This is a genomic window from Streptomyces sp. NPDC032161, from assembly GCF_040636995.1.
GTDB lineage: Bacteria > Actinomycetota > Actinomycetes > Streptomycetales > Streptomycetaceae > Streptomyces.
In genome coordinates, this window is record NZ_JBEZVN010000038.1 from 1 (window position 1) to 11,646 (window position 11,646).

12 protein-coding genes are annotated in these 11,646 nt (G+C 67.8%); 5 read left to right on the top strand and 7 right to left on the bottom strand.

Going from position 1 to position 11,646, the window contains the following annotated elements; translation table 11 throughout:
- Window positions 1-94: 94 nt before the first annotated feature.
- Window positions 95-394: a transposase gene (locus tag AB0E67_RS31735; RefSeq protein WP_007387409.1), complete on the bottom strand. Its 300-nt coding sequence runs from the start codon at window positions 392-394 to the stop codon at window positions 95-97.
- Between the two features lie 658 nt (window positions 395-1,052).
- Window positions 1,053-2,303 (bottom strand): hypothetical protein, encoded by a 1,251-nt coding sequence (locus tag AB0E67_RS31740; protein WP_362033265.1) that lies wholly within the window; start codon window positions 2,301-2,303, stop codon window positions 1,053-1,055.
- A gap of 200 nt (window positions 2,304-2,503) precedes the next feature.
- On the opposite strand from AB0E67_RS31740, the gene AB0E67_RS31745 reads away from it, so the two are divergent.
- Together AB0E67_RS31745 and AB0E67_RS31750 are read left to right on the top strand one after the other, a co-directional pair.
- Complete coding sequence (locus tag AB0E67_RS31745) at window positions 2,504-2,839, top strand: hypothetical protein (protein ID WP_362033347.1); 336 nt, start codon at window positions 2,504-2,506, stop codon at window positions 2,837-2,839.
- Between the two features lie 456 nt (window positions 2,840-3,295).
- Window positions 3,296-3,691 (top strand): hypothetical protein, encoded by a 396-nt coding sequence (locus AB0E67_RS31750; RefSeq protein WP_149179475.1) that lies wholly within the window; start codon window positions 3,296-3,298, stop codon window positions 3,689-3,691.
- A 641-nt stretch (window positions 3,692-4,332) separates the two neighbouring features.
- Here the strand turns inward: AB0E67_RS31750 and AB0E67_RS31755 are convergent.
- The gene (locus tag AB0E67_RS31755) at window positions 4,333-4,962 is read right to left on the bottom strand and encodes a TetR family transcriptional regulator (RefSeq protein ID WP_362033268.1); all 630 of its coding nucleotides are present in this window, start codon (window positions 4,960-4,962) and stop codon (window positions 4,333-4,335) included.
- A 125-nt stretch (window positions 4,963-5,087) separates the two neighbouring features.
- Between AB0E67_RS31755 and AB0E67_RS31760 the strand changes: the two genes are divergently transcribed.
- Together AB0E67_RS31760 and AB0E67_RS31765 are read left to right on the top strand one after the other, a co-directional pair.
- Entirely contained in the window at window positions 5,088-5,672 is a 585-nt protein-coding gene (locus AB0E67_RS31760; RefSeq protein WP_362033271.1) for a dihydrofolate reductase family protein, read from the top strand.
- A 114-nt stretch (window positions 5,673-5,786) separates the two neighbouring features.
- On the top strand, window positions 5,787-7,169 hold the full coding sequence (locus AB0E67_RS31765; RefSeq protein WP_362033274.1) for a serine hydrolase domain-containing protein: 1,383 nt from the start codon (window positions 5,787-5,789) through the stop codon (window positions 7,167-7,169).
- A 291-nt stretch (window positions 7,170-7,460) separates the two neighbouring features.
- On the opposite strand, the gene AB0E67_RS31770 is transcribed toward AB0E67_RS31765, so the two are convergent.
- Both AB0E67_RS31770 and AB0E67_RS31775 read right to left on the bottom strand, forming a co-directional pair.
- Entirely contained in the window at window positions 7,461-7,913 is a 453-nt protein-coding gene (locus AB0E67_RS31770) for a GNAT family N-acetyltransferase (RefSeq protein ID WP_362033276.1), read from the bottom strand.
- 188 nt (window positions 7,914-8,101) lie between these two features.
- Window positions 8,102-8,569, bottom strand: coding sequence for a MarR family transcriptional regulator (locus AB0E67_RS31775; RefSeq protein WP_362033279.1), 468 nt, complete (start codon window positions 8,567-8,569; stop codon window positions 8,102-8,104).
- Between the two features lie 139 nt (window positions 8,570-8,708).
- Here AB0E67_RS31775 and AB0E67_RS31780 point away from each other — a divergent pair, with 139 nt between their 5' ends.
- Window positions 8,709-9,920 (top strand): MFS transporter, encoded by a 1,212-nt coding sequence (locus tag AB0E67_RS31780; protein ID WP_362033282.1) that lies wholly within the window; start codon window positions 8,709-8,711, stop codon window positions 9,918-9,920.
- 183 nt (window positions 9,921-10,103) lie between these two features.
- On the opposite strand, the gene AB0E67_RS31785 is transcribed toward AB0E67_RS31780, so the two are convergent.
- On the bottom strand, window positions 10,104-10,976 hold the full coding sequence (locus AB0E67_RS31785) for a GNAT family N-acetyltransferase (RefSeq protein WP_362033285.1): 873 nt from the start codon (window positions 10,974-10,976) through the stop codon (window positions 10,104-10,106).
- Window positions 10,977-10,981: 5 nt separating this feature from the next.
- Entirely contained in the window at window positions 10,982-11,551 is a 570-nt protein-coding gene (locus tag AB0E67_RS31790; RefSeq protein ID WP_362033287.1) for a DUF2269 domain-containing protein, read from the bottom strand.
- Window positions 11,552-11,646 lie beyond the last annotated feature (95 nt).

The window sequence follows — 11,646 nt, forward strand, 5'->3', positions numbered from 1 at the left end:
CGCCAGGTCCTCCTCAGAAATCCCCACAACAGTCCACGTATCACGGCACGTACAGCAGCCGCATCGAAACCGTCAGTAATTTACTGACGGCTCCTCACCAGCGCGTCTCCCCGGCGAAATACTTCGCCGCCTTCCGCAGGATCTCGCGCTCTTCCTCCAGCTCACGGACCTTCTTCCGCAGAGCGGCGTTTTCCGCCTCCAACGGCGTCGGCGGCTCGGCCGGCACCTCCGCCCGGCGCCCGCGAGGCCGGCTCGCTCCGGCCGCCCGAACCCAGTTCCGCAGGGTCTCGGGGTTGATCCCCAAATCGGCAGCGACCTGCCTGATCGTCGCCTCGGGCCGCGACTGGTACAGCGCGACCGCGTCCGCCTTGAACTGCGGCGGATAGTTCTTCATGACCACGAGATGTCCGTTCTCAGATCCTCAGGATCCAGTGTCTCGTGTGTCCAGGATCAAGGGTCAAGGCCCGTGATCCACCCGGCCCTTCATCCGTCCAGTGTGCCCGCCATCCCCCACCGGGTATCGCGGCGACCACCTGATCGGCCCGCTCCAAGTGGGAGAAGTCCACATAGTCCGTGACCTGGCGCAGTGCCCCTCGTTGCGGGTCGACCACCAAGGCTGTCCCGGTTGCGGGATCCCATCCCTCCACGCGCACCATGCGACCGATCTCGGTCTTAGTGCCATTGAAGATGGCGGTCCATCCGGTCTGATTGAAGTATCGGAGTTGCATGGCGTCATGATCCCGGAGGTCCGGCGACCTGCTCGACCTCCGTGTCGTGGAAGCCGTGGTTATCAAGAAACCGGCAGGCCGGTGATACTGATGTCAAAGACCCGACGGACTGTGGAAGCGGACCCAGACATTCCTGTAGGGCTCACGGAGCTTGTGGCCGACCGGCGGGCAGCCGGGCCAGCGTTGCTGCCACAGACCGTCAGAAGCACCCGCACATCTCCAGTCAGTGGAGCCGCGACTGGCTCCCCAAGCAGGGGAGGCCGCCGAGTAGGCGGGAGAGAGTGCGGTCAGTGGATTGCTGCTTTTCTATGCTGGTGCACACATTCACTCGTTGGGGGACTCCGTTGCCAGCGGGATACCGCACCGCCAGCAGTCGTTCGCGTGGTCGTCCTGGCAGACGTAGCCGATGGCACCATCCACGCACCATTCGGCGGCCTCCTCGGAAAGCAGGTCGGGCCCGGCAAGGAGCAGCCGACGAAATTCCGTGGTGTCCGCAATGTCGGCCGGCCGGTTGGTGAACCACTCGTCGAACCAAGGCTTGTCCCGGTATATGCGCCAGTGCGCATTCTCCCGGTCGTCGACAGCCGTAAGGAACCGATCGACGATGCGCCCCCAACTCGGTGCTCCGAACCAGCCGTTGTCGGACGCACAGAAGGATTCGATCAGGGTTCGCAGGCCGAACTCCTTCTCGTGAAGGCAGTACCTTCGCCCCCATGAGATCGCGACCTGCGCCATCTCCGCGAGTTCTTCTCGCGGATCAACCTCGTGCGCCGGGTCGTCAGGGTTGTGGCAGGCCAGCCCGAGCTCGAGTACGGACTGCCCTGTCGGTAGAACCCGGGACGGGTTGACGATCGCGAGACCGAGACCGATCCAGTCGACATGGTCGAACGACAGCATCGAGCGCACGAGTCGGGTGGTTGCCGTGTTGATCCGCATCATTGTGCCGTCGTGGAGCGGACTCTTCCCGGCATGCCAGTTCTCGACGGGTGTGTTGCGCCACACGGCGAGCGTGATGCGGGTGGCAGCGAGCCACAGCAGGGCGTCGTCGTCGAGGTGCCCGAACCGCTTGGCACACTCCTGGGCGCCGTAGGTGATCAACTCTTCCGGTTTCGGCCACCTGTGGCTGTCGGGCCCTTCAGGCCCTTCAGGCGCGTACTGATAGTCGTCGGCGTACTCGTCGAGGATCGCACTCAACTCGGTTGCGCTGTAAGCCTCGCTGTACTCGGAGCTGTCCGGCTCCTCGACGGTGTACATGTCGTGGTCCCAGGAGACGTACACGTCGCCCCAGAGCACGACGTCGTCGCACTCGCTGGCGTTGTCCGTCACAACCGGCCTGATGGTGATCGGGGCAGTACACCCGTCGGTTCGCTCGCCGTCCTTCTCGGCGGCCCATGCGGTGATGATCTCGAGTGGCTTCGGAAGGAGAGGGCCGACCTCGGTGATGCTGAAGGGTTCGTCGTCGTCATCGGTGTCGAACCGGCTATTGACGAACGCGACCGCCTCGGAGGGCGTGCTGACGATGGACTGGGTACCGCTCTCGTTGTCAACCACTCGCCACAACGGGCTGTTCTTCACGGTGCTCTCCGATCGCGGTGAGTGCACCCGGGGTGGGTGCGATGCGCCGGGTTGCTCGGCACTGACACCAACTTAGGGGCTGATCAACCCATCCGTAGTCCCGAAGGTGCTTGTCGGCGATGACGTTCGGTACGTTCGCGTGCAACCTGCTTTTCGCGACCGCGGCGACACAGCCCAGTCCAACAGCGGAGGAGGCGAAGATGGCGCTGAACAAGAAGGGTTCCCGGCGCATAACCGTTGACGGGATCGAGTACCGCTGGCGGATCCGCAGGAAGCCCTCCTACATGCAGGGACTCTGCTGGACACCGATGACCTATGCAGTTGAAGCGGCCAGCGGCAGCCAGTCGGGCGCGACCTTGATCGTCACCAGCGGCCAGGCCCATCCCAGCAACTGGGTGGGTGCCGAGGCAGTGCCCATCCGCCCAGCCCACGTTGCTGCCAGCATCCGAGAAGCACGGGACCGAGGCTGGGAACCAACCAAGGCCGGATCTCCCTTCCAGCTCGACCGATCCGCAGGGTTCATCGCCCAGCCATGAGACAAAGCGAACAAAAGCAGTCCATACCGGTCGAACTGCCGCAGAGGCTCCAGGCCTGGTTCTCCGAGCATGAGGAACGCCTGTAATCCTGCGGAATCACGGGTGCGGTCCAGCAGTCGCCCGAGGGCGGCCGAACCAAGAACAGCACCTGGATGACGCTCGAAAACGATGACTTCGTCGCCGTGCTCATCGTCTGGAGCAGCGGGGAAGCTGAGCTTGAGTACGGGGACATGGCAACAGGCTAGGTCTGACAACAGCACCGGGATCTCTGCACCTTCCAGGACCTCCTCGACGCCATCGAGACCATCCACGAATGGATCCGCATAAAGGGCGAGCCGTCCGTGGAAGGGTGACCTCCGGCGAGTTTGAGAAAGCCTGGGCCGAGTTCCTTGACAGATTGCAACCCGATCCCGCCGACCTCTCGGTGTTCCGAGGACTTCTTGGCATCATCGCGACATGACCCCGACCCTTCCCCGCACCATCCGAGCCGTCGACAGCGCTCAGCTGCTGGACCTGGCCCAGGAGGCCGCCATGCATGGCTTCAGCCAGCGGCTCCCGGTCGACTGGCTACGAGAGCACCTCGCCGCAGAAGCGACGCATTACCTGTTCCCGACGCTCGTGCAGCGGCTCACGCACCGTCCCGAGGTGCCGCTGCAGTGGAGGTGCCAGCAACTGCTGACCGTCAGCACCGGCGAGCAGATCTGGGGTCTCCTCGACGTCCTTCCCGACACCTTCGACAAGATCCCGGAGACCTTGGATACGGCGTCCAAGAAGGACATCGTCAACCGCATCGAGCAAGCAGTGAAGGTGCGGGAGTGGATGGAACGGACGGCCGCCGATGCAGGTTCATGAGGTCCGGCGCAGCCGGCTGGGCAGTCTGAGGAAATGACATCGATCTGAGACAGCCGCTTGCCGACACGTCGTGAGACTGGAGGGGAACGTCCAGGTCATAGCGTCGGCGCCTGACACCGAAAGTGAGAACCTACACCGGATGCGGCTTCTCGGATTTCGTGCCCGAACCTCACGAACGACGGCCAAGCGATGGCCGAGCGAGCAGGAGGACGAGACTTGTCGGCCGGAGCGTCCACTCGTCCAGGCGGTCTGATCGAGGGGCGCGAAATGGGTGGGCGGCTCCTGGACGGGTGGCCCGATCAGCCGAATCGCTGACTGCGCAGGTGGTCGATGGCGGCAGCGGCCCCTGTGCCGCTGCCCGTCGGCTGACCATCGAGGGCGCTCGGGCGGATGCACGTCGACGAGTTCAGCCTGACCGTCGTCTGCCTGGGCATCGGCAGTTTCGAACCCGCGCCGACCGAGCTCCGGCACCTGACGGCATGGCCCAGTCCGCGCGATGCCGGTCTTGTTCGGGATCGCTCGGTGGCCGATGCCCGCCGTCGCGGATCCCAATACGCGCACGACCGGTCCGGCCCGTCCCGGCCCGTCGCTGGTCGAGCGGACGTCCCGCGCTCGTGTCTCGTCCGATTCGCCGGGAGTCCTCAGGACTCGGGAATGACGCGTGAGACGACCGTCTCCACCAACCGGCCCACCACGGCCTCGACCCGGCTTCCGGGCCGGGGTGCGGCCCCGAGGCCGGCCTCGGCTTCGGGCGCGACGAGCAGGTCGGGCAGTGTGAAGTACTCCAGCAACAGGCCCGTCATGGCCAGGTACAGCACCAGGAAGTCGTCCGGCCCGCCCGGCAGACCGGCCTCCTGGTGGAACCGCGCGCTCTCGTCGACGTTGGCGCGGACGCTCCGCGTCAGCCGGTCCCGGAGCGCCGGGCGGCGGGTGGCCTCGAGGCGGAGTTCCAGCATGGCGAGGTAGCCGGTCCGGTCGTCCTCCATACGTCGTACGAGCCATCGCATCAGCTCGGTGACCAGTTCGCGCGACGGTGCCGGGCGCATCGCCTCCTCGACCCTGGCCGGATCCGGTGTCACCCGGACGGTGATGCGGGCCGCCGCCTGCATGAAGAGGTCGTCACGGTTGGTGAAGTAGTTCGACGCCGTGCCCACCGGAACTCCGGCGCGCGCATCGACGGCGCGGAACGTGAGGCCGCGCGCGCCCTCGCTCGCCAGTACTTCGATGGCCGCGTCCACCAGTGCCGTTCTGCGTGTGGGATTCCTCGCCACGTGTGTCACCTTCCTTGTCTGCCTCTCAGACCCTTTCACGGAAAGGGGTCGCGCAACCACTACATATGAAGCACTCTATCTGGAGTGGTTGCGGCTCAGGTGTGCCGCGACAGAACGGAGAACCTGTGCGGAAGCTGACCTACTTCGTCGCCTGCTCCATCGACGGCTTCATCGGGGACCCGAGCGGCGACGCGTCGTCCATGCTCCGGTTCGTGGACGAGGAGTTGCTGGAGTTCCTGAAGACGCGGTATCCGGAGACGATCTCGGCCGAGGGTCGTCGGCTGCTCGGCTTCCACGACGCCGAGAACCAGCGGTTCGACACGGTGATCCAGGGGCGGGCCAGCTATCAGATGGCGCTGGACGTCAACATCACCAGCCCCTATGCCCACCTGCGCGAACTCGTCGCCTCGAGGTCCCTGGAACGGTCCCCGGACCCGAACGTCGAACTCGTCTCCGGCGACGTGGCCGCGAGGGTCCGGGAACTCAAGGCGGAGGAGAGCGGGCTCGGGATCTGGCTCTGCGGCGGTTCGCAGCTTGCCGGAGAGCTGATCGACGAGATCGACGAGTTGGTGATCAAGACGTATCCGCTCGTCTACGGCTCGGGCATGCCGATGTTCCGTTCGGCCTTCGCGGCCACCGAGTTCGCCTTGGATTCGGTCCGCGTCTTCGACAACGGTGCCCTGGTCAGGACCTACAGCAGAAAACGCTGACGTCCTGCGGATCGAAGCGTCGGCCGGGACGCCGGGGGAGGGCCGCTGCGGTGGAGTTCCCGTCGCGCCGAAATGAGTTCGCCAGTCCCGTGCTCCTGCGAGTAGTTGTTGAGCATGACCTCTTCACTCGAGCACCTGCTTCCCGGTACGCAGCGCGCGTTGCTGCACCGCATCGCCACCGCGCAGTCGGAAGGACGAACCCCTTCGCTCGTGGCCGCGGTGCAGCGGCAGGGACGAACCGTCTGGAAGGGATCCCGCAGTTGCGTGGACAGCCACACGCCCGACGCGGACACGCAGTTCAGGGTCGGTTCGATCACCAAGACCTTCACCGCCGTACTGGTTCTGAGACTCCGGGACGAGGGGCTGCTGGACCTGGACGATCCTCTGGAGAAGCATCTGCCCGGTACGGGCGTCGGCACGGTCACCATCCACCAACTCCTGGGCCACAGCGCGGGGCTGGGCGCCGAGTCGCCCGCGCCGTGGTGGGAGAGGACTCCCGGCGCGCTGCGTCCCGAACTGGCCGACGTGCTCGGCGAGCGCACGGAACTGCACCCCCCAGGCCACCGCTACCACTACTCGAACCCCGGCTACACGCTGCTGGGTTCGCTGGTCGAGCAGATGCGTGGCGCGAGCTGGGAGGAGGCGCTCCGGCGCGAGATCCTGGAGCCGCTGGGCATGCACCGCACGAGCGCCCACCCCCGGGCGCCGCACGCGGGCGGATGGGCCGTGCACCCCTGGGCGGACGCCATGCTGCCCGAACCGGCCGAGGACCTCGGGCTGATGGCCCCGGCGGGCCAGCTCTGGTCCACGACCGAGGATCTTCTCCGGTTCGTGGCCTTCCTGGCCGAGGGTGATGACCGGGTGCTCTGCGCCGCCTCCGTGGAGCAGATGCGTGAGCCCTCCGCACCGTCCCAGCCCGGCGACTGGGACGGTGTATACGGCCTGGGTCTCCAGATCGAGCGAAGGAACGGCCGCACGCTTTTTGGGCACACGGGCTCACTGCCGGGCTTCCTCGCCGCCCTGTGGTTCAGCGTGGACGACGACGTGGCCGCCGTCGTGCTGACCAACGTCACGACGGGGCCGGTGGTCGGCGGTATCGCCGCCGACCTCGTCGAGATCGTCGCCGAGGCCGAACCTCGTATCCCGGAGCCCTGGCGCCCCCTGCCGGAGGTGGACCCGGAGCTTCTCGCGCTGACCGGTCCCTGGTACTGGGGCGTGCGGGCGCACATCCTGCGCCTGGAGCCGGACGGCGGGCTGGACCTCCAGCCGCTGCGAGGTGCCGGCCGCGGGGCCCGGTTCACCGCTCTGCCGGACGGCACCTGGATCGGTCGAGACAGCTACTACGCGGGAGAGATCCTGCGCGTCGTCCGGAACGGCGACGGCAGCGTGAACCACCTCGACCTGGGCTCGTTCGTCTTCACACGGGAGCCGTACGATCCCGGGGCGGCGGTTCCCGGCGGCGTGGACGAGAGCGGCTGGCGGGGCCTCGACGCCTGACAACAAGGCTTCGAGCGATCCGATCGCCGGGCTTCGTGCGACTGTCGTGCGACTCGCGTGGTCCGGTCACGATGTTTCACGTGAAACGGATCGGGGTCTACCCAGGGGCGTGGGTTCCCCGTTCGGTGAAATGCGCGGACCGCAGGCCCGCCCCAGCACCGTTCGCCACCGATGCGGTGCAGAGAAGCTCCCGGGCCGGTTCCTGACAGACGCTTCAGGGGCCGGTTCCGGGCAGAGGCTCCCGGCCTGGGCTTCGGGGCAGGGGCTCTTGGCCGGGAACCGGGCCGTGGATCAGAGCGCGAGCTTGAAGCCCACATGGCTGGCGCTGAAGCCGAGGCGCTCGTAGAAGCGGTGGGCGTCGGTCCGGGACGCGTCGGACGTCAACTGGACCAATTGGCAGTCCAGGCGCCTGGATTCGTCCACGGCCCACTCGATCATCCGAGTCCCCAGTCCGCTTCCGCGCTCGTCGGCGTGGACACGGACGCCCTCGATGACCGAGCGGGTCGCGCCGCGCCGGGAGAGTCCCGGGATCACCGTCAGTTGCAAGGTCCCGACGACGCGGCTTTCGCGAACGGCGACCATCAGATGCTGGTTCGGGTCGTCCGCCAGCCGCTGGTACGCGGCGTGGTACGGAGCGAGGTCGTCAGGTGACTCGCGTCGGGCGCCCAGCGGATCGTCGGCGAGCATGGCCACGACGGCGGGAAGGTCGGCAGGGGTGGCGGGGCGTATGTCCAGATCGCTCATGACCGACAGGCTACGCAGATCACTCGGCCGAGGCGTGAACGTGCCCGGACGGTGAGAGGAACCACCTGGCTGCTGCGGAAAAACGCCTGGGTCGTGCGTGCATCCGTCCGGCCGACGTGCGTACGGCACCGCAGGAACGCACACCGCACCGCCCGGCTCGGGCGGGGCCACCCGGGCGGTGCGGTGAGTCAGGAGACCCGCGCCGGGGCCTTCAGCTGCTCGACCACGTTGACGAGCGGCGCCAGTTCGGGGTTCCTCGCGGCCTGGTCCAAGGCGGTGCGCAGTGCGGAGTCGTTGGTCGGCCGGGCCGCGGCCAGCAGGGCGAGACCGGCCTCGGTGACATCGGTGTAGATGCCGCGCCGGTCGGTGTCGCAGAGATAGCGCGTCAGCAGTCCGCGGTGCTCAAGGCGGGTGACCAGACGAGTGGTGGCGCTCTGGCTGAGCACGACGGCGTCCGCGACCTGTTTCATCTGGAGATGGCCGCCGGGGCCGTCGTGCTGTCGGCTCAGCACGTCGAGCAGGGAGTACTCCCGCACGCTGAGCCCGTGTTCGGTCTGCAGTGCCCGTTCGACGCGCGCCTCGATCTTCCCGTGGAGCAAGGAGAGCGCACACCAGCCCTGGGAAAGGGAGGTCAGTGCGGGGTCGGTCGCTGGCATGGGTCTCTCCTCCGTCTCGAGCCGCTCTGTCCAGGATAGGCGGCAGCGACAATAGCCCGCGCTTGCAATTAATCGGCGTATGCAATTATTGTGTGCGCTCGATATAAGCATGTGCAATCTTCAGGAAAGGTGCTTCGCCATGCCGCTCGCGCTCATCGCCCTCGCCGTCGGGGCATTCGGGATAGGGACCACCGAGTTCGTGATCATGGGGCTGCTCCCCGAAGTCGCCGCGGACTTCGGGACCTCGATCCCGACCGCGGGACTTCTCGTCACCGGGTACGCCCTCGGGGTGGTCCTGGGCGCTCCGCTGATGACCGTCCTCGGTACCCGGGTCACACGCAAACGCATGCTCATGCTGCTGATGGGGCTCTTCGTCGTGGGCAACGTTGTTTCCGCCGCCGCCCCGGCCTTCGGCGTGATGCTCGCCGGCCGGGTGATCGCCTCGCTCGCGCACGGTGCCTTCTTCGGCATCGGATCAGTCGTCGCGGCCGATCTGGTCGCCCCACAGAAGAGGGCCGGGGCGATCTCCATGATGTTCACCGGCCTCACCGTGGCCAATGTGGTGGGCGTGCCGATGGGCACTCTCATCGGGCAGAACATCGGCTGGCGGGTCACGTTCTTCGTCGTGGCCGCGCTCGGTGTCGTCGGCCTTCTCGGTGTGGCCGCGCTCGTCCCGGAGCAGCCTCGTCCAGAGGGGGTACGGCTCCGCCATGAACTGGCCGCCTTCCGGAACGTCCAGGTCCTGCTCGCCATGGCGATGACCGTGCTGGGCTTCGGCGGTGTCTTCGCCGCGATCACCTACATCGCCCCGATGATGACCGAGATCGCCGGATACTCCGCCTCCTCCGTCACCTGGCTGCTGGTGCTCTTCGGACTGGGCATGGTGGGCGGCAACCTTCTCGGCGGCTTCTTCGCCGACCGCCGTCCGATGGCGATGCTGTATGTGTCCCTGGGCGCTCTCGCCGTGATCCTCGCCCTGTTCAGTCTGACCGCGCACGACAAGTTCGCGGCGGCCGTCACCATCGTGCTGATCGGGGGCGTGGGCTTCGCCACTGTTCCTCCCTTGCAGACGCGGGTGCTCGACCAGGCGTCCGCCGCGCCGACCCTCGCCTCCGCCGTCAACATCGGCGCCTTCAACCTCGGCAACGCGCTGTCGGCCTGGCTCGGAGGTCTCGTCATCGCGGCCGGCCTCGGCTACACCGCTCCCAACTGGGTCGGTGCCGCGCTGGCCGCCTCCGCCCTGGTCCTGGCGCTGATCTCCGGCGCACTGGAGCACCGCCCGGCCAGCCAGGGGCGACTGGTCGCCCGCCACAGCCCCGAGTCCGTCACGGCCCCCGTCGTCCGGCGTTGAGCCCGACCGTCCGGTTCTCCGGCCCGCTCCGCATCACGCCTGCTCACAGGGCGCGCCCCGACCTTTTCCGTCCCGGAGGCGCAGCGGGAAGCCGGAGAAGCCGACGAGCCGGCCCGAGGCGGCAACGGGAGATCGCGGGGGAGGCGGCAGGGGCCGGACGGGGGCTCGGGTGGACCGGAGGAGTCAGCCCATCGCCACGGTCAACGGGGCATAGCGGCGGGTCCAGTCGCCCGGCAGGTCCGGGATGCCGCAGGTCATCACCGTGGTCTCGGAGACCGCTCGCAGACCGCACTCCTTGAGCCCGGAGAGCAGCTCCGTGTGGCGCGCGTCGATGTCCACGCGCAACGGCAGGTCCGTCACCTCCGCGAGGGAGGCGACCAGCGCCCGGGCCGTGAGGCTGTCGGGGGCGATCAGCGGACCGATGACCTGGGTACCGGCACTCGGCCAGGACGCCGCGTAGCCGACGAGTCCACCGTCGTCCTCCGCGACCCGCAGGTGATCGGCGTACGCGGGCAGCCGGGCGAGGACGTGGGTCCGGTCGCTGCCGAAGACGTCCGTGTCGAGCCGGACGAGGGCGCGCAGGTCGTCGGCCGTGGCCGGACGGATGTCCGTGGCACACCCGCCGTCGTCCGTCCGCCGGAGCGGGCCGGTGACCCGTTCGGTGCGGCCCACTGCCTTGAAGCCGAGTCGTTCGTAGAGCGGCCGTCCCTCGGATGTCGCGTACAGGATGAGGGAGGCGCCGTCCGTCTCGTCGATCACATGGCGCATCAGGCGCTGCCCGAGCCCCTGACGCGCGTGGCTTCCGGCGACGAGGAGCATGCCGATGGCGGCCAGTCGCGGACCGTAGGAGGTCACCACGCACGTGGCGATCAGCCCTCCGCCCCCTTCGGGGTCGTCGATGCCGTAGCCCGCCCCCGCGGCCAGGAGCAGGCCCCATCGGTGCTCGTCACGCGGCCAGCCGCGGTCCTCGCAGAGATCGGCGCAGGCGATCAGGTCGCCCGGGGTGAGACGCCGGATGCGCAGTCCGGCGAGCGGGCGGGGCAGCGGGGTGGGCATGAAGGTCAGGCTGTCCGACGGGAGGACATCGCGTCCACTCCTTTACCGGTACCGGCCGTTCCTTTGCCCGTACCCACCGTTCCTTTACCTTTGCCGGCCGCGCGGTGCAGCCGCTGGCCGCGCCGGGTCGTCCCCCAGGGCTTCAGTACCGAAATCGCCGTGACGAACAGGTAGGCGGCCGTCGCCACCGAAGGGGCGACCACCAGGTCGAAGCCGACGGAGCCACGGGCCGCCGCTTCGTCGATGGCGGGACGCAATGCGAAGACCGAGAGTGCCGCGGCGACCAGGGTGAGCCAGAACTTCGTCCAGACCCACCGGTGCCGGGCCAGCCCCCAGGGCGTACCGAGCGACAGGGCGAGGCCGCTGAGCAGGGAGAACATCGCGAACGGGACGATCAGCCAGTCCCCGAAGATCTTCATGGCCCGGGCAGCCGCCCGGGCGGGTTCCGGGTCGTTGGTGCGGAAGGCCGCGATTGCGAGTGTCAGTAGTCCGACGGTCAGCCCCAGCCAGCTCACGGACACGGCGACATGGGCGACGAGGAGCCTGCGGCGGGCGGTGCGCTTGAGTGGTTTCACGTGAAACACGGTGCCGGGAACAGGCAGGCCGGGCGTCCGACGGCGGGAGTAACCGCACGTACTAGCCTCGGCGTATGACACGTGCCACTTCCCGG

Excerpts from the sequence above, each read along its gene's own strand:
- AB0E67_RS31735 (WP_007387409.1), bottom strand. The coding sequence starts at position 394 with ATGAAGAACTATCCGCCGCAGTTCAAGGCGGACGCGGTCGCGCTGTAC.
- AB0E67_RS31745 (WP_362033347.1), top strand. The coding sequence starts at position 2,504 with ATGGCGCTGAACAAGAAGGGTTCCCGGCGCATAACCGTTGACGGGATC.
- AB0E67_RS31750 (WP_149179475.1), top strand. The coding sequence starts at position 3,296 with ATGACCCCGACCCTTCCCCGCACCATCCGAGCCGTCGACAGCGCTCAG.
- AB0E67_RS31765 (WP_362033274.1), top strand. The coding sequence starts at position 5,787 with ATGACCTCTTCACTCGAGCACCTGCTTCCCGGTACGCAGCGCGCGTTG.
- AB0E67_RS31770 (WP_362033276.1), bottom strand. The coding sequence starts at position 7,913 with ATGAGCGATCTGGACATACGCCCCGCCACCCCTGCCGACCTTCCCGCC.
- AB0E67_RS31775 (WP_362033279.1), bottom strand. The coding sequence starts at position 8,569 with ATGCCAGCGACCGACCCCGCACTGACCTCCCTTTCCCAGGGCTGGTGT.
- AB0E67_RS31780 (WP_362033282.1), top strand. The coding sequence starts at position 8,709 with ATGCCGCTCGCGCTCATCGCCCTCGCCGTCGGGGCATTCGGGATAGGG.
- AB0E67_RS31785 (WP_362033285.1), bottom strand. The coding sequence starts at position 10,976 with ATGCCCACCCCGCTGCCCCGCCCGCTCGCCGGACTGCGCATCCGGCGT.